Source organism: Verrucosispora sp. WMMD1129 (genome assembly GCF_029581255.1).
GTDB classification, from domain to species: Bacteria; Actinomycetota; Actinomycetes; order Mycobacteriales; family Micromonosporaceae; genus Micromonospora; species Micromonospora sediminimaris.
Map to the genome: position 1 here is coordinate 2,928,760 of NZ_CP120741.1, position 22,380 is coordinate 2,951,139.

Here is a 22,380-nt window from a genome sequence, read left to right on the forward strand (position 1 = left end):
TGATCATTCTGCCGCAGTCAGGCGGTGATCAGGCGGGACCTGGGTCGATGTGCTCGGCGCGTCCGGTGGCGGTGTCTGAGCGGGGCCGTAGCCGGTCGATCAGTCGCAGCACCGGGTCGACGGCGGTGCTGGTGATGGCCAGGTCGGCGGCGCCGGGTGGTGCGGTGGTGTCGCGGTCTGGGCTGCTGGGGCAGGGCGGGCCGGCGCGGTCGACGGTGGCGGGTGGGTTGGTGTGGCGGTCGCGGATGCGGCGTACGTGGCCGCGCGGGTAGCGCCGGTTGTCGCAGTCGGGTTCGTTGTCACTGGCGCGGCTGGGTGTCGTCCAGGCGACCATCCAGGCGGGTGGCGGCACAGGGGCCGGGACAGCGGTGTGGGGTGCTGTGGTGACCGGCAGCTGCATGTCGGGCGGTGTGGTGGGCTGCGGCGTGGCGAGGACGGGTGTCAGCGGCACGCCGGGGGCGAGGTCGGGTGTCGGTTGCGGCTCTTCGACGACGGGCGTCTCGGGCGGGGCGGTGATGGGTGGTACGTCGATGACGATCGGCTCGTCGGGGACCGGCAGTGGCGCCGGGAGCGGCGGCAGGATCTCCGGCAGCGGCGGGACCTCGATTTCCGGCACGTCGATGACGGGTAGCTCGACGGCTGGTGGTGCAGGCTCGGGGTTGGCCGGGGTGTCTGGTTTGGGTGCGGGCCGGTCGCGGGGCCGCTCGGGTTTGGGCTCGGGTGCGGGCTTGTCGCGGGGCTGCTCGCGCTCCGGATTGTCCGCGGGGGCTGGCTTGTCCCGCTCCGGCTTCTCGGGGCGCTCGGGCTTGGGCTCGCGCCGGCCGCCGCCAGCCTGCTCGGGTGGGTCGACCACCCGGTCGACGATGTCGACGGCGGGCCGGGGCCGGTCGTCGGCGTGGGCGGTGTCGGTGGCGGTCCAGGCGGCCCATGCGAGGCTGGCGGCGGCTGTGGTGAGTGCCGCGCGGATCGCGATCTGCCGTGCCTGCAAGACGCCTCCCCATGGCGGCCTGTGCTGCTGGAAGGGCTCATGATTGTCTACACGCAAGATTTGCGCACCCCGCCGGATGCAACTTGCATGACCGTATGGCCTTCATATGTCGGCATTGCCTTTTATGAATTCCGCAACTTTGCGTCATGTGCAAATCGCGCGTGGTGCCCGTATCCGATCGGGGTGGCCCCACCGGTCAAGATCGCCGATCAGGCGGTGGACAACAGCACCCGATCAGCCGGATACACACCCCTCACCCGGCCACCCACGCTGACCACCAGGACGTGCACACCCTCCGGGATGGCGAGGCTGGCTCGCTCGTCCGGCGTAGGCGGCCTGGCGCTGATCAGCGCCCCCCGGGGCACCGCAACCCGCTCCACCTCCACCGGCTCCCGCACCTGGGTACCCCGACCGGACGCGGCGTCCACCAGACCCTCCGCCCGCAGCAGGCTCACCGCGCGGCGGACCGTACCGCGGCCGACCTCGTACTCCTGGCTGAGTCGGGTCTCCGACGGCAGCAGGTCACCGGGGGCGTACTCGCCGCGTGCGATCCGGGCGCGCAGCACGTCGGCGAGCTGCCGGTGCCGGGGCACGCCGGAGTGCGGATCGATCACGCCCGGACGCTATGGACGCCCAGGCGGACGTTCGGCGGGCGCAACGTTCGAACGTTCACCCTGGCTACTCGGGCGGGTTGGCCGCCACGAACGATCCCTTGCCCTGGTGTGTCTCGATCCAGCCGGTGGTGTCGAGCTGCCACAACGCCCGCTTGATCGGCGTATCTGACGCTGCGTACTGCTCGCACAGTTGGGCGATCGACGGCAGCTTGTCACCCGGCTTGAGGGTGCCGGCGCGGATGGATGCGGTGATGTCGTCTATGACCTGCTGGTACACAGGCTTGCGGGGCATGGTGAGGCCACCTCTCGTCAGCCTGGTCAGCCTCGCACCAGCGGAAACGCACCGTGGGCACACCGTTGACTGTGGGTACTTAGGGTCTTAGGTTCACCCGTGAGGGCTCGTCAGCAGCGTGGCCCGTGCCGGCCAGGTGCTCCCCCCGTGGCGCCTGGCCGGACCCGTTCCTCCTACTGCTGGGGAGGTCCCGCGATGGAGCACCGTGACCCGCATGGCCGGCCGCCGATCCCGGACGGCGACCGCTACCCGGTGACGTCCGCCCCGCCGGTGCCGCGCCGGCAGCTGGTGTCGGGCTGGCTGGTCGCCGGCCTCGTCTTGGCGGTGATGGTGGCCGGGATCGCGGGGTGGCTGTCGTGAGCCGCATCGACGAGCCGGTGGATCCGGCGACGCTGTGGGAGGTCGCGAACCGGGTGCTCGACCACCACGCGGGCGGCGGCACCTGCCAGGCGTGTGGGCCGGACGACTGCCCGCAGACGCAGTGGGCGCTCGCCGAGGTCGCGGCGGCGTACGGACGGTGGGACACCGCCAGCAGGTAGAGACAGTGATGCGCCCCCGGCCACAGCGGTCGGGGGCGCAGTCCTGTGCGGGCTACAGGTCGATTACGTAGTCGAGCTCCACCCGGTCACCTGGCAGCACGATGTCGACGGCGGCCTCGACTGGGCGCCCGGCAGCCAGCATCGTTCGGGTGATGGTGAGCACCGGCACCGAGTCACCGATACCGAGGATCCGCGACTCGTCGGGTGTGGGCATGCGGGTTCGGACCTGCTCGCGGACCTGATCCACGGTGATGCCGAGGGTGGCGAGCTGGGCGATGTTGCCACCGGGCCACGGCTCGTTGGCGGGGTCGGCCACCGGGGTGCCGCCGACCATGTCGAGCAGCAGGTAAGAGGTGGAGATCTGCTGCGGCACGCCGTGGCTGCGGAACACGAAGTGCCGGCGCAGCAGGGGCGTACCCGGGTCGACGTTGAGCAAGTCGCCGAGCTGCTCATTGGCACCGACCTCGGCGTACTCCTTGTCCATGGTGTACGCGGACCAGTCGATGCCCTGGTCCTTCGTGAAGCTGGTCGCCTTTTCGGTTGGCTGCTCGTCGCGTTGCCGGGTTTCAACCCGGTAGCGGTCCATGCCGAGCCGGCGCACGGGCCAGCGGGGGCGGACGAAGCTGCCCCGCGCCTTTGCGGTGGAGATGAGGCCCTCGGCGCGGAGGGTGGCCATGGCCTTGCGGACGGTTTCTCGGGCTGCTCTGTACTCGGCGACCATCTCGGTCTCGCTGGCCAGCGGAGCGCCGGCCGGGAGGACGCCGGCTTCGATCCGACGCCTGATGTCGTCGGCTATCTGCTGGTAGCGGGGTTGAGCCATGGCGATCACGGTACCGCCTGAACGTGAGGTGGTCTGGGTTGCCGCTCAGCACATCATGTCTAGCGTTTCTTGTCTAGACAAGCGCTCCCCATAGGGGCTACGGTTGCCGGCATGAAGCCGACGACCGAGAACGCCGAGCAGCTCGCCGCTCGGCTGGCCGCTGAGCGCGCCGTCATCGACGTGCAGCGCACCGACCAGCTGGAGCGCCGCCGGCTCGACGCCAAGTACAAGGCCGACCTCGCGGACCTCGCCGAGCAGACCGGATCCCGCCGCCGCGGCCGGCGCGAGCGCGTCCTCGACGAAACCGAAGGCACCGAACTCGCCTCCCTGTACCGCCGGGCAGCCCGCTCCGGCACCCGCGCTCGGATCCGGGCCGACATCCAGCGATCCGCAGAAGTTCGCGCCCTGCGCGTGGCCGGTGTTCGCCGGTACACGCTGCTGCTCGGCTTGCCCCTGGTTGCCGGGTTCGCCGCCTACTCCACCCCGGGTGTGCAGAAGGGCATGGTGACGCTGCTGGGCTTGGAGTCGGGTTCGGCCGGCTGGTGGACCGCGTGGGCGGTGGAGCCGCTGCTGATCTCGGTGGCCGTCGGGATCATCCTGGTCAAGTCGACGCTGCGCATGTCCGGCGGAGACACCGACTGGCGGGCGACCCTGGCCAAGTGGGGCGCGCTGTCCTTCTCGGTGCTGCTGAACCTGCTCGGCGGATGGAACGGCGCCCACGGTCCGGCCGCGGTCGGTGAGGCGCTGGCGCACTCGGTGGGCGCGATCGGCGCAGCCGTAGTCGCGTGGCTGATCGGCGTGATCGTCGATTACGCCAGCAAGGCCCGCCCGTGGGATGACGCACCGCGCCTGTCCGAGCTCGACCTGACCGCGCCGCTCGTGACGCAGCCTGCGTCGGTCGCCGTTGACACACCGGTTGACGCGTCCTCGGCCTTGCCCGTGGCGCAGCCGACGACGCGGGCCGTGGCGCACGAGCCGGCGCGCACCGACGCGCCCGTGACGCAGCCCGGCGACGCATCCGCCACTAACACCACCCAGCCCGCGCAGCCTGCGGTGGCGCGCTCGCTGACGCGGGTTGACGCGCCGCAGCGACGCACCCGCGAGGTGGTGATGCGGCGCCCGGTGAGCGCCCCGCCTGCCGACCGTGACGCGGCTTTGCGCCAGGCTGCCGACGCGGTGCTGACGCAGAAGGTGTCGATGCGCGGCGCGGCCCGTGACGCGGGGGTGCCTGAGGCGACGTTGCGTCGGCACCTCGACAAGCTGCGCACAGTGGCGCAGCCGGAGACGGTCAACGGTCACTCGTTCGAGTCGGCCAACTAACAAGCCGCGGGGCCGGCCCCACCTCCTACAGCCGGACCGGCCCCGCCCACTCTCCCGAAGGAGGAGACCAGTGTCCCAGTCCACCAGCGAGCGTCAGCGCAGCGGCGACACGCCGACCGGCCGTCTGCTGCTCGTGATCCTCATCCTGATGGTGATCGCCGGCCTGTTTGGCGGTGCGCTCGGCGCCATGTCTGCGGGGTCGCTGTGACCCTGTCCGTGACTCCCCGTAACTCTGCACCCTGCAATGCAGAGTCCGCAGGGCCGGCCGCTGAGCGCGAAACCCGCGTTTCGGCCCCGGAAACTCTGCACTCTGCAATGACGGACAGTGACCGACGTCCGTGGACGTCGGCGGACTGGATCAACAAGTTCCGCGACCACTTCACCCCTCCGTCGATGCTCACCGAGCGGCGGCCGGCGGTGGAGACGATGCGGGACTACGCCCGCCGGGGCCGGTTCGCCGCCTCGAAGGGCCTGCTGCGCAACTGCGGGATCGCCTGGTGCCGGTTCATCGCCGTGCCGTCCCTGATCGGTGCCCGCGTCTGGGAGTGGCTGACGGAGCGTCCGGCCCGGTTCCTGGTCGTCGCCGCCACCGTCAAGGCGCTCACGTTCATTCCCCCGGTCGGCTGGCTGGTCGACCACGTCATCACCCCCAGCGTCAACGCGGCGCTGTGGCTGTTCCTCTGAAAGGAGGTGCCACTCGTGGCAAAGTTCCGAAGCGCCGTCCAGCCGAAGGGCGTCAAGGCGCTCGCCTGGGTGTCGTTCGGTGCGGCGATCATCGCCGGGCCGCTGGTCGCCGGCATGTTCGTCGGCGACGTCATCGACACCATCCTGGAGGCCATCCCGGGTGACTGGCTGCCGCCCGTAATGCTGTTCCTGCTCGCGGTGCTGTTCATCCGGGACCTGGTCGTCGACTGGGAGCCGAACCGGCTGGCGATCTGGTCTCTGCTGCTGGCCCCGTCGGTGGCTCGGGCTACGAACGGTGACCTCGGCGACTGGGTTGAGGAGGCGACCGGCACGGCGCTCAACGCGGTGGCGACGCCTCTTCAGGATGCCCTCGGTACCGGCGCTCCGATCGCGATGGCCCTGGCTGTTGGCGGGGCGGCGATCCTGCTGGCGCAGCGGTCCATCAAGTCGAAGGTCGGCGGCCAGGCCGCCACCGTGGACGTGTGGTGAGGCGCTGATGGAGCCGATCAGCATCATGCTCCTGGCGGCGGTGCTCACCAAGATGGTGACGACGCACCGCGAGGACCTGGAGTATGCGCGGCGGGGCCAGGAGTCGCCGCGCCACAAGATGAAGATGGCCCGGTTCCGGGCCGCGCAGCAGGCAGGGCAGGCCGGGGTGCGCGCCCCGGCCCGTCCGGGCGCGTCGGGCTACCTCGCTGAGCTGTGGTACGACGCGTGGGAGGACCTCGGCGAGTACCGCCGCCGTAAGCGTCAGGAGCGTAAGGACGGCGAGCAGGCGCAGCGGGCCGAGGAGCAGCGACAGCGTGAGGAGTCGCTGCGGCAGTGGTCGCGGCGCACCCTCAACACGCGCCGCGACGGTCGGCCGGTCGACGACATGGTTGACGTCGCCGGCGTCCGTCCCACGCCAGGACCCGGGCTTTGCCCCGTCTGCCTGATCACGGCGGTTCCGTCGGGCGAAGACTGCCCTACCTGCAAGTTCTGGCGGGAGTCGAACGAGGCGACCGACCGGAAGCTGGCCGAGGCGGAGCGTCAGCCCGGCGGACCCGCAGCCGCAGCCCAGGACGAACCGGCACCGGAGCCCCGGCGCGCATGGCGCAGCCCCGAGGAGCAAGACGAAGCAATCCGCCGCCTCCAGCAGGTGGCCAGTCAGACGCTCAAAGACGACGACCCCGAGATGTGGAAGCGGACCCACGTCGCCGACGACCTGACCGCCGACGACGTACTACCCAACCTGCTCAACGGACCCGCCGGTGCCGGCCACCCCAACTGCGACCGGTGCCTGAAGTTCTACCGCGTCGAGGACGGCCGCATGGTCTGCGACTGCACCAGCGAGCCCGCCGACACCCGGCCCCTCGCCCCCGTCATCCCCCTGTTTCCGAGTTCGAAGCACGTAGAGGAGATCGCCATGTCCAACGAGGTCACCGGCCTGTCTACCGCCCTGGCGTTCGCCGAGGCCGCCAGCAACGCCCACCAGTCGTTCGCCACCACCGGCGCTGAGGGCTACGTCGGCGCCCTGGAGAGCGGCGGCAACTCCGGCGAGGTTCTCACCTCCGCCCGGGAGGCCATGGAGGCGTCGGGTATCGCCGCCGACAAGTGGGCCGCCCACCAGGCGGTCCTGGCGAAGCAGATGAACCTGAAGGAGGGCTACGCCGACAACCCGGACGCCGCCGACAAGGGTTTCCTGCTCAACGGCTGAACCCCCGGCTCCCGCCGTCGGGCAGCGCGTCGAGGGGCGCGCTGCCCGCGCGGTGGAAGCCGGGACCACCGGACAGCACCAAGGAGAGTCATGGACACCACCGAGACGCCAACCGAGGGTGGTCTGCGCCCGCAGCTGGCCCCGCACGCCGCCGTCGGGGCCCTGGTCGTCGCGGCCGGGGCGTGCCGCCTGGCCGCCACCGTGGTCGGTGACGAGCAGACCGTCGCCGTGTGGGTGGCTGGCAGCGCCTTCGTCATCGCCGTGGTCGCCGCCACCCGCATTCGCCGCAGGGTGTTCGACAAGAAGGCCCGCCGCCGGGCACTCGCGTTCTTGACGGTCGCCGTGGGCTGGCTGACCGGGGTCACCGTCGCCGGCGTGTCGCTGGGCGCGGTCGGCCTGCTGATGGCCCTCGGGTACGGGCTGTCGATGCACTGGTGGCGGCAGCACCCCGTCGGGCTCATCGCATCGAAGGTCACCCGCACCGACTACCAGCGCCGCTGGTCGGAGAACATCGGCTGCACCGGCGGCGTACTGCCCGGCTCCCGGCTCACCAACCCGGAGCAGATCGGCGCCGGGATGCGGTACACGCTACGGTTGCGGCCCGGCAAGCAGCACCTCGGCATGGTCGACGACAAGATGAAGACCGTCCGAGGCGGCCTCAAGCTGCTCGCCGACCAGCAGCTCATCGTCGAGCAGCACCCCGACGAGCCGGAGCCCACCGCCCGGCTCACCATCATCACCAACTCGCCCGTCCGCAAGGGTGTCCTCTGGCCCGGGCCGTCCGCGTTCGACTCGACCACCGGCCGGGTCAGTCTCGGCCCGTACGCCGACGGTGAGGGCACCGCCACTTGGCGGGCGTACACCGAGAACCGTCTGTGGGGCGGCTTCATTCAGGGCGGCACCGGATCCGGCAAGTCGCGGCTCATCGACTCCCTGGCCATGTCGCTGGCATCCAGTGCCAGCCACCCGACGGTGATCTTCTACGCCGACGGGCAGGGCGGCGCGTCGTCGCCGCTGCTCATGCGCCACGCTGACCTGTTCGCGGGCACGTTCGCGCGGATCCTCGCCATGGTGTCCGGGATGTACATGGTGATGCAGCTGCGGCAGCGCGAGAACGTCGACGCCGAACATGAGGGCTTCACGCCCACCGCGGACCGGCCTGGCCTGCTCGGCATCATCGACGAATGCCACAAGGCGCTGCTGGAGGCGGAGAACCCGGAGCACTGGAAGTTGACGCAGCAGTTGTGCGCCACCATCTCCCGGGAAGGCGGCAAGGTGGGTGTGGCGTTGATCCTGGCCAGCCAGGAGCCGACGCTGAACGCGTTCGGTGGCGCCGGGTCGCGGTACTGCGAGGCGCTGCGGTCGAGCCTGCTCACCGGCAACGGCATCATGCTGGCCGGCGACGACCCGAACGCGAAGACCATCTTCGGGGTGGCGGCGAACCCGAAGACGTTCCCGATCGGCGGCGGGTACGGGTTCGTGGCGAAGCCGGCCCCGGGTGACCGGGCGGCCCTGTTCCGCAGCTCGTACCTGGACGACCGGCTCAAGAAGGTGTGGCCGCCTCGGATCACCTGGCGGTCGCTGGATGGCACCCCCGCCAGTGCGGTGGTGCAGGGCTACGGGTCGCGGGAGCGCACGTTCGAGCAGCGTCGCGCGGTGGTGAACGGTGACCTGCTGGTGCCCGGTGAGCTTCCGCTGGTGCGCCCGGCGCCGCGGCCGACGTCTGGTGGTGACGGTGCGGCCCTGCAGGTGTTCGGCGAGGTGCGGGCGTTCCCGAGCTGGGCCGAGTTCGAGGCGACCGCCAGGAAGGAGGCCACCCGCAAGCTCGGGCCGAACCACGAGAAGATCCTTGCGGCGATCCGCTCCGGCTACCGGAAGCCGTCGACCATCAAGGAGGCCACCGGCTACTCGGAGCGGCAGGTCCACAACCTGCTCGGCGACCTGGCTGAGGCGGGCCGGGTAGCCAAGGCGGGCTACGGCCAGTACGAGGTCGCACAGGCCGCCTGATCCTCCGGGCACGCAGAAAGCGCCCCACCCGCCACAAGAGCAGGTGGGGCGCTTCGTTGCTTGGTCGGCGCTGGCGGCCCGGACCCGCCGGAGCGCCGCGCGAAACAGACTACCGGCGCGGTACGACACCGATCTGGTGCTCCACCACACCGGACTCCGGGCGGGGGTCCGCCGTCGGTGTCACCTGCGTACGCGTCAGCAACGCCAACGCCGCCACCACCGACAGCTGTACGGCGCCGACGGTCTCCTGCGACACGTCCAGGCCGTAAGCGGCCACCAGCACCGCCAGCGCGGTGACCAGACCGGTGAACGCGGCCGGCGCGATCGGCCGGACGAGCGCGGCGTTGATGGCGGCGAACACCGCGCTGGTCGCGGCGACGATCGCGGCGGCCTGCGTGGCGGACAGCCCGGGCACGCCGAACGTCACGGCGACACCGAGGAACGCGGACAGGGCCTGGATCCACAGCGTGGGCTCACGACCGAACAGCTTCATGACGATCTCCTAGAGTGAGGATGTGCCTGGCCAGCCGCAGCTCCGCGAATCCGCCCTGCTCTACCGCCCCGACGACCCGGACGTGCCGGTGACGATGGTGCGGCTGGAGCAGCAGACGGACGGCGCTGGACTGTGGGTGGTGCTGCTGAACAGCCCGGCCGCGGCGCCAACGCGACGGTCCGAGCACCCGGACGAGCAGTCGGCCCGGAACGAACTGGAGCGCCTGTACGCGGAGGGCCGCCAGTACGGGCAGTGGAAGATCCGGGCCGTCGACCCGTACTGACCCCAGCTATGAACGGCGGCCGGTTGGCTCCCGGTCATCCTGGGCGCGGTGTAGCAACACCGACCGCCACACCACCTGAGCCACCAGCAGACCGAACACCACCAGCGTGATCGTGTCCCGGCCCGGATAGTCGGGCCACAGTCGGGCCGCCACGATCAGCCCCAGCAGCACCCCGAGGGTGCCGGTGAACTCCATCAGATGCCGGCCGGCCGGATTGTGCCGCCAGTCCCCACCGGTCAGCCACTGGTAGGCGGCCACGAAGTACAGGCAGGCCACGAACCCGACCATGGCCAGCACGGTGCTGGCGTGTCTCATCTCGACCCCCGTAACGCTCGTGTGATCATCGGGCCGAAGTGGTTACGTCGCCGCATCTCGTCCACCCGTGCGGCGACCTGCTCGACTGCCTCACTGTCGGCGCGGGCTGCGGACAGGGAGCGGCGGGCCTGCTCCAGGCGGCGGCGGGCCGCCAACGTTTCCGGGGAGGGCCGCTGGTTGCGTCTACTCCACCACCGCATCGCTGCCCGCCTCCCGTGCTAGGGACTGGAGCACCTGCACCGACATGTCGCCCTGTCCGAGCAGCCGTGACACCTGCTCGCTGCGTACCCGAAGCTCATCGTCGCGAGTTTTCAGCGTCGCCTCCAGGTAGGCGATCCGCTCCGTCTTGTCGCGTATCCGGTCCTCGTGCACGGTGCGGGGGATGAGCCGGCCGAGCAGGATCAGCACCACGACGAGGCTGAGCAGCCCGACGGGGCCGCCCTGGGCGACGAGAGCAGCGAGGGGCGCATCCAGCACCTCGACCTACGCCCGGTCGACGGCGACAACCTCGCCGGTGATGGCGATGCGGGTCGGTGTCGCACCGGGCGGCCCGGCGGGGCCGGGCTCGCCACGCTCACCGCGCGGACCAGCTGGACCGGCGGGCCCCTGCGGACCGGCGGGACCGCGCTCGCCCTGCTTGCCGCTGCCCTGCTTGCGGGCCAGCAGCTGGAAAAGCTGCGCGTACGCGGCCGGGGTGTACTCGTCGCCGGAGGTGGCCTGCGTGCCGACCTCCTGCCGGGCCGCGAACAGCGCACGTGAGGTGGCCGGGCCGTAGTCGCCGTCGGCACCGCCCTCCGGCGGATGCCCGGCGACCGCGAGAAGCCGCTGCAGGGCCTCGACGGTGGGGCCCTTGTCGCCTCGCTTGCAGAACATCTCGATCCCCCCTGTGCTGGCCAGCCCCCACGGACTGGTGTCGTCGTACGGGCCGGTAGAGCGCCCGTCGGGCCCGACACCGACCGACACATGGACGTGGGTCGTGTGCGGATTCGAGCCGGTGTACGTGCGCCACGTCCAGCCATAGGCGGCGGAAGCGACCCTCCGGGCATGGATCACGTACTTCGCCGCCGGGTGCCCGCTCGTACGCACCACCTCGGCGAACCGCGCCAGGTCGAGGCCCCCGTCACCGAGGACGTCGATCGCACAGACGACCCCGGCCGCGTTGGGCCGGTGGTCCGACACGACATGCGCCTCGTCGCCGATCGTCCACACCGTGGTGCCCGGATGCAGTGCCCGGATCTCGTCGCGCAGCACCTCAAGGCTGCGGGCCAACCGCCAAGACGCCACGATCAGCTCCTATCTCTGGTCAGAACCGTGTCGTGCTGCGTGGACAGCGTGTGGCTTCGGCTTACAGTCGAGCCGTCGCCCACATCGAAAGGCTTGATCATGAAGCGTGGCAGTATCGCCATCGGCGCCGCACTCGTCGCCCTCGGACTGGCCGGCGGGGTAGGCGTCGCGCAGCTCACCGACCGGCCTGAACCGCAGCCGCGGGACGTCGTGGTGCGTACCGTGTCCGACGACGACGCGACGCCGACCGCCACCCCGGACGCTAGCCCCGACAGCACGACGGGTAGCCCGGCGGCGGAGAAGACCAGCAAGGAGAGGGACACCACCGTGACCGAGCAGCAGACCACCGAGGCGAAGCCGACTCCGGCCCCGACGGCGCGGCGTACCACCGGCACCGGCACCGCCGACATCGTGCCCGACCCGCTGCCCGAGCCGGCCGAAGACATCCGCCGCTGCTACAAAGACATCGACGGGCAAGGGCCGGCCGAGGTGCCCTGCGACTAGCCGTTGAGGAAACTCGACTCCAACCCGTGCAGCGTCATCACCCGCACCCCGATATCGCCGGACCCGGCTGTGCGGCGGCCCTGAACGGCGACCGGCCGCAGCGACCCGAACGGGTACACGCCCGGCACCGCGCCCGGTCCGATCACCCGGTAGGCGTACAAGCCGGCGGTCACCGGCACCACATCGCCGACCTGTTCTCCGTCTACGACGAGCCGCACCTCACCGGTCGTCGACCCGTCCGAGGATCGGACCAGCACGTAGGCGCGTAACACCGGATGCTGGGCCGGCCACAGACCGGCCGACAGATCAACAAAATCGGCGGAGGTGGTGGTGGCTGTCGGGGGCGTCACGTCGCCCATCGGTACCGGAATGTACGGGCGGGCCAGGCCGCGACCCGACGCCACATCATCCGTCACGATGTACTGGTCGGCGAGGTCGTACATGGCCACGAAACCGGTGTCGCCGGCCACGCCTGTGCCGTATGTGGCTATCGCCAGACCGCCACCAGCCCGCCGCATCACGGTGCCGCGCACCCCGTTGCTGAGCAGCCCCGTCCACAGCAGGTAGGTGCCGTCCTCGTCGACGACCCGGATCGCGCCGCCGTCCTTGACGGTGACACCGCCGCTGCCGATCGACGCGGCCTCAAGGCGGCGGCCTGCGGTCAACTGCTCGACCAGCTTCTCCAGCTCGCGCAGCCGCCGCATGATGTCGCCGGGCGAGATGGCGTTGTCGCCGACCACACCCATCAGTTCACCTCCCCGCCCGGTGACCACAGAACCGGTCGTACCCGGCCTGCCTGCATGTCCAGCTCCCAGCCGATGACCCTGCCCGAGCCGGTTGTCCCGTCGGGGTGCCGGTGGCCGCGCAGCTCCCAGCCGACATCGTCACCGAGCCGCCAGTCGACACCGAGACGCGGGTAGGCGTCCCAGCGGGCGTCGATCTGCCACGTCTGCGCCCCATCACGGCGCAACGCCAACTCGGCGACCGCATGCGCGTCCAGGGTTGAGATGTCGCTGATCGACGTGGATGGGGTCCAGCGGTGCTCGTAGCGGGGCCAGCCGGGCAGGATGTCCTCAGCCGGCGACGACTGTGGCCTCTCATCGCCCTCACCGCTGCTGGTGGCGACGATGTGGTTGGCGCCGCGCCCATCCGAGTAGTCCTCGACCAGCGTGTACCGCGCGTCTGACGCTCCCTGGCTGCTCCACCCGGAGGTCCAGATGGCGTTGGGGGAGGTCGATGCCGCTCCGATCCGTGGCCTCAACCGCAGGATCTTGGATATGGCGGTGCGGGTCTGATCCGACCAGTCCAAGTCGACAGTCCACTCCGGGCCGCCATCAACCGCCATCAGCTCCCGCAGCCGCGCGTACACGGTGGCATCCTCATCCTGATGGTAGGTGCGGTCCCGCAGCACCCCCGTCACCGGCGCGTCCACAGCCAGGCCGATGCCGTCGACCTGTGCGTCCGCGACCAGGCCGGCGACGATCACCGCCTCGTCCTGCTGCGTCCAGGCGTGCTCACCGACGTAACGGCGGTCCAGGTACGCCTCAAGGGTGGCACACGACAGTTGCAAGGTGCCGTCGGTGCCGCCGCGTCGGGTGACCACCATGCCCGCCCACTCCGGCACATCATTCACCACGGCGACGACCATGGTGGTGCCCGGCTGGGTGGCCTCGAAAGCGGTCGCGCCGATCGCCGCCGGCCCGCCGACCGGGATCGGCACCGACAGGGACGTGGTGGTGTACGCGCCGAGGACCCGCGACACCCGGCCGGTGACGTCGGGCAGCTCGGCGATGATCTGCCCGGTGACCAGGTCGCAGCCCAGCCAGCGGACCCGATCGCTGATCGATGACGGGGTTTGCGGTGGCACCGGCTCCCCGGGGTCCGGATCCGGGTCGGGATCGGGGTCCGGGTCGGGATCGGGGTCTGTCCCTGTCAATACCGTGAAGGAGTGCGTCCGCCACAGGACCGTGTTGATGTAGCCGCTGAGGGTGACGTCGATCTGCGAACCAGTGTCGGCGATCGTCACGATGCCGTGCGAGCCCCGCGTCGCCGTGTACCCGAGGTCGTAATACTGGCTCAGGTTGGCTGGCGACGGGGTCGCATCCACCGGCGCGACCAGAAATTGGGGAAAGCCGCCAAACACCGGGTCGTTGCCGGTGTCGATGCCCATGGCGTGGGTGTCCGCGCCGAGCATAACCATCCGGTCCAGCCACCCATGGTCGCCGAAAAGTTGGATCAGCTCGTTGCGCTCGTAGCTGTAGCCGCCCCACGATTCGGTGCCCGGCAGTTCGTTCTGCGCCCAGCGAGTGGGATTCAGGACGACGAGGAATTCGGCGTCGGAGGTGGCCAGTTGTTCGGCCAGCCAGCTTTTCTGGTCCGCGCCCAGCATGGTTTTGCTGGGGCCGTCCACGTCGGCGGGAGGGCTGCGGTAGTAGCGGGTGTCCCACACCGTAAACAGCGTCCGGCAGACGGTGAAACTGTGGTACGCCGCGCCGGCTTCGGGCAGCGGATAGTGCGGCACCCGCTCCCGATACACCTGCGCGTCGACCGTCTTACCGGCGAACGTGGTGTCCCAGTCGTTGGGGCCCCGGTCGTGGTCGTCCCCGATGTAGACGAGCGGCCGGTTGGCGTACAGCTGCGCCTGGTTGGGTTGCAGCATCACGTCGTCGAGGGCGCGCCGGTAGTTCGCTGCCGACGCGCCGCCGACGATGCCGTGCTTGTCGGTCCCCAGGTCGTAGTAGTACATGTCGCCGAGGTGGACCGTGAACAGCGGATCGCGGCTGTCGACGATCGCAAACGACGGGTGGTTGGACATTCGGCCGGGCACGAGGATCGGACCCACACCCGGACTCGCCGGGGTGGCTCCCGCGTCACCGATCGCGGCGAACGTGAATGTCGCTGGCTCGCCGAGCGGTGGGTGGGTGCGGAACTTTCCGATCGGCGCTTCCGGGTTGCCGTCGAGCTCCATCTGATACCAGTAGCGGGTGTCCGGGTCGAGGCCGGTGGCCGCGATCGAGGCGACACCCTCAGCGGTCGGTACGACCGGCCCGAAGAAGCTGGGGCCGACGAAACCGGCATTATCGGCCACCATCAGCCGCACCGACGTCGCACCAGACACGCGGGCCCGAACCCACACCGAGTCCGGTGCCGCAGCACCCGACCAGATGCTGATCACCGGCATGAGGTCACCACCTTGTGACGGCGATCCGCCGGTTGGAGATCGTCCCCGTCCCGCCAGTCACCCTGTGCATCAACTGCACGTTGTAGGTGGAGCCGGGAGTCAGGCCGCTGACCCGCATCGTCCAGGCCGCCTGGATTTCCTGCACAGACGACACGGTGGTGCTGAATTTGCGGCAGCGAATGGTGTCGTTGTCGCTGGCGGCGACCAGCACCGTGCCCGACCCGACGGTGCCGCCCGAGCGGAGTTGCGCTCCCACGTAGGCGGTCTCATTGCCGTCGGCGGTGATCCGCACGAGGCTGCCGAATGTGATCAAAACCGCCCCGGACAGCGGGGCGACGAATGTGGTGCCGATCGACGCCCCGGCCACAAAGGTCGTCGAGGTGACACCGGAGTCAGTGGTGTTGGAGGCGGTGTAGCCGAGCCCCAGCGGTTCCAGCGCCGCCGCGTACGCCGCCGCCGACGCCACGGCCGTCCACGCCGACCCGGACCACCGGTAGAGGGTGTCGTCGTCCCACTGGTCCGCGTACGCGCCCTCGTGCAGGCCGGTGGTGGGCAGGTCACCCGAGACGCGCACCGGCAGGATCCCACCCGTCGCCACGAAGAACGGGGCGCTGTAGGTGAGGGTCGGGTCGCCGCCGCCGGTAGCCGGCACGTCGATGGTGCCCATTTTGACCGTCCCGGCCGGCACGGACGGTTCGACCGGCGACGACGCCGCGGTGCCCGTCAGATACACCGTGTCCGCGTCACGTTCCCCGGAGCCGTCCTCGTCGTCGTCCCGCACCCTGAGCACGACGATGTCTTTGCGGGGCTGCGCCGACGCCGCCGGCACCGTGTGGGTGTGCGACGGCAACTGCACCAGGTAGGGGCCCTGCGTGGTCGACGCGGCCGGATACACGACCGCCTGGAGGTGCTGCACCGTCAGCGTCGTCCCCGACAGCGACAGCGCTGCCGCACCCGCCGGGTGCACACCGGAGCGGGCCCCAAACCGGTCGGCGGTGCCCGCCTTCGACCCGAAGATGCCCAGCGAGCGCCGCAGCTCGGCCGCGTTGTACGACGGAGCACCACCCGACTCGTTGATGTAGAGCGGATCGCTCGGCATGTCACCACCACCCGTCCCGCCACCGCACGCTCAGCGTGCCGGCAGCCTCTTCCGCAGCCGCGAATCTGATCACGCTCGTACCTGGTTGCAGCAGCGGGAACTCACCCACCGCCTGACCGCGCCTGCTGGCGGCCGGGTCGCCGTTGAGCAGCACCGTGCGGGCCTGCGTGTCGATGTCCAGCCACTGCTCGTCCGGCACCGTTAGATCGATCCGCAGCGTCGTCGTCACGTCGTCGGGGTCGGTGACGCTGATCCGTGGCTGCGGCACCGGCCCATCCACCCGCAGCAGCAGGCCCACCTCGGCCGTACCCGCGTTCTCGATGCCGTCGTTGATCCCGCCGGTCTGCACTGCTGGCACTGTGTGCGGCACCGTGTGCGGCACGGTGAGCCCGCCCAACCATGTCGGCAGGCTGATCGGCCCCACCACGTGCTCCACCGACGAATAGATCATCGGATCCAACGCCACGAAGCCGCAGCGCACGAACGCCCGGCCGGCGCCGATCAGGTCCATGCCCGGCTCCGCCATCCGCGGTCGCCCGAACAACACGTACTCCCGGCTACCGAGCCGGAAGGTCAGCGGCAAGTCAACGTGACTGGATCTGAACGCGGCGGCCAGGGCGTGCTGCGCGTCGACCACCTCGTCGACGTCGTCGACACCGACGTCGATCAGGACGGTGATAGGCACGACCCGTTCGGCCTGCCACTCCACGCCCGACCAACTGCCGTGCGCCCACGCACGCGCCCCGCCCTGATCGGCGCGCACCGTGGTGGCGAGCGGGTTGGTGTCGTCCATGACCCGGTACACCGTGCCGGGCCCGAGGACCAGGTCACGGATCTGCCACTGCCTGTCTGCCAGCGCCACCGTCACACCGCCCCATGCATGGCCAGCTCCTGCTCCACCTGACGCAGCGAGAACCGGTCCGTCCACGCCCGGACCTCGACACGTTCGATGTGCATGCCACGTCCGCCGGCGCCGCCGTAGTCGCCGCGCATACCGGGCGACCCGACCACGGCCAGCTTCGCGCCGGCGTTGGCTGCGGCGAGGGCTGCGGCGTTGCGTCGGGTGGCATCGACCGTGGACACCCATTCGCCGCGGGTGAGCCAGGCGGGTACGGCGTCGTAGCCGTGCGGGCCGTCTACCTCCCCACCCCCGGCGTACCTGGAGCCGGCCGGCCCACCGAGGGCGTTGAACTCGCGGTGACCGCCACGGGCGGTGCGCTGCTCGGCGATCAGCCGCGTCCGGACCTCGCGGGGGATCTGCCGTAGCCAGTCCACGTAGGTCCGCACCGACGCCATCGCCCCCGACAGCCCTGGTGTCTGGATGTGGGTCTCCGCCTCGGCGGGGATGCCGTCGTACGCCTGGGCGTAGTCGCGTACCTCCGACTTGGTGAGCCCTGCCTGGGTGGCCTGGCGGACGAACTGGGCCCGCAGCTCCTTGGTCTTCGCGGCCAGTTCATCGCTGGTTGCGCCGGTCTTGGCGTACTCGATGATCTGGTCGGTGTGCGCCCGGATCAGACTGCGGACGTTGTCGCGGTTGGTGAGCGCCGCCTCTGAGTTGCCCTGGAGGGATCCCCCGTTCTCCTTCGCCGCCTCAGTCATGCGACGCATGGCCCGCTGGGCGGCGTCCTCGGCCTCCTCCAGCCCGAACATGGTGTCGAGAGCGGCCCTGAGAGCCTTGTCCAGATCGTCGACTTCGGCGGCCAGGTCGACGGCGGCGTCGGCGGTGATGCCGAGCCCGGCGGCGAGTTGGCGGGTGGCGGGGTCGAGATCCTCGACGGAGCGGGTTTGCCCCTCGGTGGCTTCGGTGACCTGGCGGTGCAGTTCACTGGCGTTGGCCAGGTCGCCACCCATCTCCTGTAGCGACTTGCGGACCTTCTGCGCCGCGGCGTTGGTGTCGTCGGAGCGTTGCGCGTAGGCGGGCGCCACACCCCCGTTGTGCTTGTCGAGTTCGGCGTTGACGCGGGCGACTGCGTCGGCTTCGCCCATCAGGGCGGCGGTCAGGTCACCGGCGGAGATGCCGAGCAGTTCGGCCTGTTCGATCACGCCTTGCTGGGCAAGTTGGTGGGCGATCCACAGCCCGGTGTCGCGGGTGACGGCCCCGGACTGGTCATCCAGGGTGTCGGCGAGTTCCCGGGCTCGGCCGCGTGCTTCGGCGTTGGCCATGGCGAACGCGGACAGGGCGACGACCGCGCCGGCGATGGCGAGGCCCCACGGTCCGGCCAAGAATGACCCGACCCTGCCCAGCGCGCTGTTCGCCGCGACCGCCGTGGCGGCGAGCCGCCCCTGGCTGGTGGCGAGGGTGTCGATGGCCGCCTTGTACGCGGCGATCTGCGGCACCGCCAGCAGCGCCGTACCACCGACCAGCAGCAGCGCCGCCGAGGTGGCCGCCAGGATCGCCAACACCGCCTGGACCGGCCCGGGCAGGTCGGCCAGCAACCCAGCCAGGTCACCGACCAGATCGGCCGCCGAACCGAGGGCGGGCAGGAAAACGTTGCCGATGTCGATCGCGAAATCATTCAGCTGGTTGCGGGCGATCGCCATCCGCGACTCGACCGTCTGATAGCGGCGCTCCGCCTCCTCCAGCAGCGCCGTGTTGTCTTCCCAGCCCCGGTTGGCGACGTCCAGGGATCGGGTGACCAGGTCACCGGCACCAGCGAGACGCAGCAGGGCGTCACGGAGCAGGATCTCCGACATACCCAGGTCGGCGAGGGTCTTGAAAACGTCCCCTCCGGCGGCCTGCATCCGGCCAAGCCCCTGGATGAAGGCCGCGGTCGCGCCTGCCGCATCCTCGCGGTACGCCTGCGCGAACTGCTCAGCGGACATACCCGCCAACTCAGCGAAGGTTTCCAGCCGCTCGCCGCCGTTCCGCGCCGCCTCTTCGATGATGATGAACGCCCGGGAGATCGCGCTACCGCCGGCCTCGGCCTGGACACCCACCGAGGACAGGGCTGCGGCGTAGCCCAGCACATCCGCCTCGGACATGCGGACGGTCTGGCCAGCACCGGCGATCCGCAGGGACATGTCGACGATCTCTTGCTCCGTCGTCGCGCTGTTGTTGCCCAGCTCCACGATGGTGGCGCCCAACCGGCCGACGTCGTCGGGAGCGGTCTGCATGATGTTCATCATTCGGGCCAGCGCGAACGCGGCCTCTTCCGACGACAGGTTGGTGGCCACGCCCAGGTCGACCATGACCCTCGTAAAGTCGACGATGTCCTGCCGGGCGATACCAAGCTGGCCAGCAGCCGCCGCCACTCCGGCGATCTCCTCATGCGTCTGCGGCAGCGTGCGGGCCAGCTGCCGAAGTTCCCCCTCCAGCTCGGCGAGCTGCTCCGGGCTGCCGTCGATCACCTTCGCCACGCCGGTCCACGCGGACTCCCACGAGATCGCGGCGCGGGTGGCCATGACCAGTCCGGCGCCGATCGCCGCACCGGCCGCCAGGAATGTGGTGCCGACCTGATCCATGGCGGCCTCGACGCGAGCCTGCTCGGCTTCGAGCTTCGCCAGTTCCCGCTCCAGCGCCCGGGCCGACGACTCTGCTGACTTGAAGCCGCGCTCGAACTGTCGAGGGTCAGCGCTGAGGCGGTAGGAGAGATCCTTCTCTGCCACGGGCCCCCCTCAGTTGCGTCGCTCCAGGCGTACGTACGTGCCGCCGCCGAGCGGCTTGTCCTTGATCCGGTCCCGCTCCGCCTCCAGGACCTCGCAGCCCCGGCAGCGGGCCACCGCCGCCCCGTACGCGTGCTGGTGGCCGCCGGCATCGGTCGCCCATTCGTCCGGGCGGGTGCCGCACGACCGGCAGGTCTGCTTGTCCCGCACGTACTGCCAGATCGCCTTGTCCCGATCATCCTTCGACCAGCCCAGGAACACGGAGTGCGGAATCTGGTAGGCCCGTGCGACGTCCAGCTCCAGCGCTAGCTGGTGGTCGTCGTCGAGCCTTTTGGGAGCACCACCGGCTCGGCAGCGCGGCCCGTGAGGTTGATGGCCAGGCAGGCTGCCCACAGGCCGCGTACCTCGCCAGCGGACATCCGCGAGCCGAGCATCTCCGACCAGTCCTCGGCGGACATGCCGGCATCCGGGGCGGACGCGGACAGCAGCGCCGGCCGGAACGTGTCGTCGTTCCAGGCCGGCCACGGCGGCACCGGATCGCCCGCCGCACGGGCATCCTCGCGGGCCTTCTTGCCGGCAGCCATCTGCTCCGGAGTGGGGGGATGCTCCGCTGTCAACGTCTCCACCGTGACCTTGCCGGTGAGCGGCAGAGCCCGCAGCACGATCGTCTCGTAGCAGCCGTCCAGCTCGGCCTGCGCCGCCTCCACCTCAGCCAGCGCCTCGGCAACACCACGGTCGGCGAGGCGGGCCTGCCGGGCTGCCGCGTTCGCCACGTCCAGGCGCTGCCGGGCCCGGTCGGCGCCGTCCTCGTCGACGAGGATCCGGTAGGGAAGTTTCGGGCGGGAGCGGCCAAGCAGCCGCTCCCGCTGCGCCTTGCTCTTGCCCACGGTCAGGACGCCGGACCCGGCACGACCGCCGACTCCGCCCAGTCGTTGATCGCGAAGTCGACCATCACACGGGCGGCCTCGGAGCCGGCCACGTCGACCGTGGGTGTCACCGCGCTGACCTCGACGGCGAACACGCGCATCGACTGGCCATCGACGTCGCCGCCATCGAGGATGACGATGTTCGTACGGTCGCCGCGCTGGATGACCGTCCGCACGTCCTCGGTGTCATCCGACGCGTAGAAAGTGATCGACGCGTCGCCTGGGTTGATGCGACCGGAGATACGGCCGGTCTTGCGGGTGGCGAGGTCGGGCACGGCAACCCGGTCGGTGGAGACCTCCCACCCGGTCATCGCCGCGATCTCCGGCGTCAGGTCCACCGACTCGGCGTCGTCCAGCTCCGACCGTTCCGGCGCGTCCAGGTCCGCGATCTCGGGCACAAGGTAGACGGTGGTGACCTCGGGGTTGATGTAGCGCTGCGTCGTCGGCAAAGGCTGCGGGGCCATGCTCTCTCCTCAGTTGAATCCGTGGCGCCGGGCAGCCTGCTCGACGACCTTGACGATTTCCTCGCGGACCGCTGCCCGCTTGGCCTGTGCCGCCGGCTCCAGGAACGGCCTCGTTCTCTGCGCGTACCAGCGGTCTCGGTTGCCGAAGTACGGATGCCGGAAGCTGCCGCGGCCGGTGATGCCCTCGTATGGGCGTGCGTGTGGTGCCCGCCGGCTGTCCACGGTGATGATCACGCCCTGCTTGGCCTGACCGAACAACACCTTGACCTTGATGGCGCGAGGAATCCGCCTCGACCACGACGCCCGGCCCCGAGCATCCTGGGCCACCTTTTCGCCGACCGCCTTAAGCGCGGGACGCAGATCCCGGCGAACTTCGCGGGGGATCTGCCGCAGGTCCACGACCACGCGACCGAACGCATCTCGACCAGCAGCAGGCATGATCACCCCCAGTGGTTGACGGGTCGCTGTAAAGTGCGCGGGCATGGATGACGCCCTCAGGCCCGGCGTGTGGCAGCACCCTGCAGGCCCGCGTATCGAAGTCACCCGCCAGGTCGACGGATGGCACGTCGCCGCCTACTCCCACCGCGCAGGCGGGCGGCCCGGCGCAGATGCCGTTTTCGTCGACAGCAGCCAGGCCGCCGAGCGGATCCGTAATCTCGAAGCGCAGGGCTACGCCCACCAGCCCGGCCAGACACCCAACGGCCCAACCGATCCGCCGTCACAGTGGACGCCTGGCAACGTGCTTGGTGCTCTGTTGCTGTTCGTGGTGATCCTGGCCGTCGGGATGTGGCTCCTCGGCTAGCTCCGGTGCTGCCAGGCGATGACGAAACGGACCTCGCACACCCGGCCCTCGCCGGCCTGACGCACGTCGGCGGTCTGCGACACCGATGACCGGGCGATCCGGACCGGCATGCCCGGCACTACTGCACCGCCGAACCGCCGGTCGGATCGGATCAGCGTCTGGATGGCGTCGAAGAGCACGAACGCGTCACGTCGAGCATCAGACGCTGCGGTGCTGCCGGCGCGGCGTACCGCGATGATCGCCGGCACCTCGACGTTCTCGTACTCCTCGCGGGACAGCTCAGCCCAGGCGCGGACCGTGGTGGTGTCCTCGTCCTCGGGCAGCACACCGAGGGCGATCATCTGGTCGGTGCGTTCGGTGGGCCACCCGTCGGAGACGGCGGCTCGGGCATCCTTGACGGCGTCGAGGGCGCGGGTCTCGCGGGCCAGGTAGTCGAGTGCGCCCGGAATGCTGCTGCCCATCGCGA

General features: G+C 70.4%; 29 protein-coding genes. 11 read left to right on the forward strand and 18 right to left on the reverse strand.

What is annotated here, in order from left to right; all coding sequences use genetic code 11:
* Window positions 1-28 precede the first annotated feature (28 nt).
* The 3 genes from O7624_RS13435 to O7624_RS13445 form a co-directional block, all read right to left on the reverse strand.
* On the reverse strand, window positions 29-988 hold the full coding sequence (locus O7624_RS13435) for a hypothetical protein (protein WP_282240236.1): 960 nt from the start codon (window positions 986-988) through the stop codon (window positions 29-31).
* Between the two features lie 209 nt (window positions 989-1,197).
* Window positions 1,198-1,602 carry a GntR family transcriptional regulator gene (locus O7624_RS13440; RefSeq protein WP_282240237.1) on the reverse strand — a complete coding sequence of 135 codons (405 nt, stop codon included), beginning with the start codon at window positions 1,600-1,602 and terminating at the stop codon, window positions 1,198-1,200.
* A gap of 64 nt (window positions 1,603-1,666) precedes the next feature.
* Window positions 1,667-1,894, reverse strand: coding sequence for a winged helix-turn-helix domain-containing protein (locus tag O7624_RS13445; protein ID WP_282240238.1), 228 nt, complete (start codon window positions 1,892-1,894; stop codon window positions 1,667-1,669).
* Between the two features lie 195 nt (window positions 1,895-2,089).
* On the opposite strand from O7624_RS13445, the gene O7624_RS13450 reads away from it, so the two are divergent.
* Entirely contained in the window at window positions 2,090-2,254 is a 165-nt protein-coding gene (locus O7624_RS13450) for a hypothetical protein (protein ID WP_282240239.1), read from the forward strand.
* Window positions 2,251-2,433 (forward strand): hypothetical protein, encoded by a 183-nt coding sequence (locus tag O7624_RS13455; protein ID WP_282240240.1) that lies wholly within the window; start codon window positions 2,251-2,253, stop codon window positions 2,431-2,433. The genes O7624_RS13450 and O7624_RS13455 overlap by 4 nt, the downstream gene beginning before the upstream one ends.
* A gap of 52 nt (window positions 2,434-2,485) precedes the next feature.
* On the opposite strand, the gene O7624_RS13460 is transcribed toward O7624_RS13455, so the two are convergent.
* Window positions 2,486-3,253, reverse strand: a complete 768-nt coding sequence (locus O7624_RS13460; RefSeq protein WP_282240241.1) for a GntR family transcriptional regulator — start codon at window positions 3,251-3,253, stop codon at window positions 2,486-2,488.
* Between the two features lie 111 nt (window positions 3,254-3,364).
* On the opposite strand from O7624_RS13460, the gene O7624_RS13465 reads away from it, so the two are divergent.
* The 6 genes from O7624_RS13465 (at window position 3,365) to O7624_RS13490 (ending at window position 8,960) form a co-directional block, all read left to right on the forward strand.
* The gene (locus tag O7624_RS13465; protein ID WP_282240242.1) at window positions 3,365-4,573 is read left to right on the forward strand and encodes a hypothetical protein; all 1,209 of its coding nucleotides are present in this window, start codon (window positions 3,365-3,367) and stop codon (window positions 4,571-4,573) included.
* Window positions 4,574-4,643: 70 nt separating this feature from the next.
* The gene (locus O7624_RS13470) at window positions 4,644-4,781 is read left to right on the forward strand and encodes a hypothetical protein (protein WP_282240243.1); all 138 of its coding nucleotides are present in this window, start codon (window positions 4,644-4,646) and stop codon (window positions 4,779-4,781) included.
* Window positions 4,782-4,888: 107 nt separating this feature from the next.
* Complete coding sequence (locus O7624_RS13475) at window positions 4,889-5,257, forward strand: hypothetical protein (protein WP_282240244.1); 369 nt, start codon at window positions 4,889-4,891, stop codon at window positions 5,255-5,257.
* A gap of 15 nt (window positions 5,258-5,272) precedes the next feature.
* Window positions 5,273-5,746, forward strand: a complete 474-nt coding sequence (locus tag O7624_RS13480) for a hypothetical protein (protein WP_282240245.1) — start codon at window positions 5,273-5,275, stop codon at window positions 5,744-5,746.
* Window positions 5,747-5,753: 7 nt separating this feature from the next.
* On the forward strand, window positions 5,754-6,953 hold the full coding sequence (locus O7624_RS13485) for a hypothetical protein (RefSeq protein WP_282240246.1): 1,200 nt from the start codon (window positions 5,754-5,756) through the stop codon (window positions 6,951-6,953).
* Between the two features lie 90 nt (window positions 6,954-7,043).
* Window positions 7,044-8,960: a hypothetical protein gene (locus tag O7624_RS13490; RefSeq protein WP_282240247.1), complete on the forward strand. Its 1,917-nt coding sequence runs from the start codon at window positions 7,044-7,046 to the stop codon at window positions 8,958-8,960.
* Window positions 8,961-9,069: 109 nt separating this feature from the next.
* Here the strand turns inward: O7624_RS13490 and O7624_RS13495 are convergent, their stop codons facing one another.
* On the reverse strand, window positions 9,070-9,453 hold the full coding sequence (locus O7624_RS13495; RefSeq protein ID WP_282240248.1) for a hypothetical protein: 384 nt from the start codon (window positions 9,451-9,453) through the stop codon (window positions 9,070-9,072).
* A gap of 22 nt (window positions 9,454-9,475) precedes the next feature.
* On the opposite strand from O7624_RS13495, the gene O7624_RS13500 reads away from it, so the two are divergent.
* Window positions 9,476-9,736, forward strand: coding sequence for a hypothetical protein (locus tag O7624_RS13500; RefSeq protein WP_282240249.1), 261 nt, complete (start codon window positions 9,476-9,478; stop codon window positions 9,734-9,736).
* Between the two features lie 6 nt (window positions 9,737-9,742).
* Here the strand turns inward: O7624_RS13500 and O7624_RS13505 are convergent, their stop codons facing one another.
* The 3 genes from O7624_RS13505 to O7624_RS13515 all read right to left on the reverse strand — a co-directional run bounded on the left by O7624_RS13505 (window position 9,743) and on the right by O7624_RS13515 (window position 11,335).
* Complete coding sequence (locus tag O7624_RS13505; protein ID WP_282240250.1) at window positions 9,743-10,051, reverse strand: hypothetical protein; 309 nt, start codon at window positions 10,049-10,051, stop codon at window positions 9,743-9,745.
* A gap of 183 nt (window positions 10,052-10,234) precedes the next feature.
* The gene (locus O7624_RS13510; RefSeq protein ID WP_282240251.1) at window positions 10,235-10,528 is read right to left on the reverse strand and encodes a hypothetical protein; all 294 of its coding nucleotides are present in this window, start codon (window positions 10,526-10,528) and stop codon (window positions 10,235-10,237) included.
* A 6-nt stretch (window positions 10,529-10,534) separates the two neighbouring features.
* Window positions 10,535-11,335, reverse strand: coding sequence for a hypothetical protein (locus tag O7624_RS13515; RefSeq protein ID WP_282240252.1), 801 nt, complete (start codon window positions 11,333-11,335; stop codon window positions 10,535-10,537).
* A 99-nt stretch (window positions 11,336-11,434) separates the two neighbouring features.
* On the opposite strand from O7624_RS13515, the gene O7624_RS13520 reads away from it, so the two are divergent.
* Window positions 11,435-11,839: a hypothetical protein gene (locus tag O7624_RS13520; protein WP_282240253.1), complete on the forward strand. Its 405-nt coding sequence runs from the start codon at window positions 11,435-11,437 to the stop codon at window positions 11,837-11,839.
* Here O7624_RS13520 and O7624_RS13525 read toward each other — a convergent pair.
* The 9 genes from O7624_RS13525 to O7624_RS13565 are packed head-to-tail and all read right to left on the reverse strand — an operon-like array spanning window position 11,836 to window position 21,517.
* Window positions 11,836-12,585, reverse strand: coding sequence for a hypothetical protein (locus O7624_RS13525; protein WP_282240254.1), 750 nt, complete (start codon window positions 12,583-12,585; stop codon window positions 11,836-11,838). The two genes, O7624_RS13520 and O7624_RS13525, sit on opposite strands and share 4 nt — an antisense overlap.
* Complete coding sequence (locus O7624_RS13530) at window positions 12,585-15,020, reverse strand: alkaline phosphatase D family protein (protein ID WP_282240255.1); 2,436 nt, start codon at window positions 15,018-15,020, stop codon at window positions 12,585-12,587. The genes O7624_RS13525 and O7624_RS13530 overlap by 1 nt, the downstream gene beginning before the upstream one ends.
* A 4-nt stretch (window positions 15,021-15,024) precedes the next feature.
* Entirely contained in the window at window positions 15,025-16,119 is a 1,095-nt protein-coding gene (locus O7624_RS13535) for a hypothetical protein (protein ID WP_282240256.1), read from the reverse strand.
* Window position 16,120: 1 nt separating this feature from the next.
* Complete coding sequence (locus tag O7624_RS13540) at window positions 16,121-16,981, reverse strand: hypothetical protein (RefSeq protein WP_282240257.1); 861 nt, start codon at window positions 16,979-16,981, stop codon at window positions 16,121-16,123.
* Between the two features lie 2 nt (window positions 16,982-16,983).
* A complete protein-coding gene (locus tag O7624_RS13545; RefSeq protein ID WP_282240258.1) occupies window positions 16,984-19,725 on the reverse strand; it encodes a phage tail tape measure protein in 2,742 nt (913 codons plus the stop codon).
* A 9-nt stretch (window positions 19,726-19,734) separates the two neighbouring features.
* Window positions 19,735-19,983 carry a hypothetical protein gene (locus tag O7624_RS13550; RefSeq protein ID WP_282240259.1) on the reverse strand — a complete coding sequence of 83 codons (249 nt, stop codon included), beginning with the start codon at window positions 19,981-19,983 and terminating at the stop codon, window positions 19,735-19,737.
* Between the two features lie 44 nt (window positions 19,984-20,027).
* Complete coding sequence (locus O7624_RS13555; RefSeq protein WP_282240260.1) at window positions 20,028-20,609, reverse strand: hypothetical protein; 582 nt, start codon at window positions 20,607-20,609, stop codon at window positions 20,028-20,030.
* A gap of 2 nt (window positions 20,610-20,611) precedes the next feature.
* Window positions 20,612-21,112 (reverse strand): hypothetical protein, encoded by a 501-nt coding sequence (locus O7624_RS13560; protein ID WP_282240261.1) that lies wholly within the window; start codon window positions 21,110-21,112, stop codon window positions 20,612-20,614.
* A 9-nt stretch (window positions 21,113-21,121) separates the two neighbouring features.
* A complete protein-coding gene (locus tag O7624_RS13565; protein ID WP_282240262.1) occupies window positions 21,122-21,517 on the reverse strand; it encodes a hypothetical protein in 396 nt (131 codons plus the stop codon).
* Window positions 21,518-21,593: 76 nt separating this feature from the next.
* On the opposite strand from O7624_RS13565, the gene O7624_RS13570 reads away from it, so the two are divergent.
* Window positions 21,594-21,914, forward strand: coding sequence for a hypothetical protein (locus O7624_RS13570; protein ID WP_282240263.1), 321 nt, complete (start codon window positions 21,594-21,596; stop codon window positions 21,912-21,914).
* Here O7624_RS13570 and O7624_RS13575 read toward each other — a convergent pair.
* A complete protein-coding gene (locus tag O7624_RS13575; RefSeq protein WP_282240264.1) occupies window positions 21,911-22,375 on the reverse strand; it encodes a hypothetical protein in 465 nt (154 codons plus the stop codon). The two genes, O7624_RS13570 and O7624_RS13575, sit on opposite strands and share 4 nt — an antisense overlap.
* Window positions 22,376-22,380 lie beyond the last annotated feature (5 nt).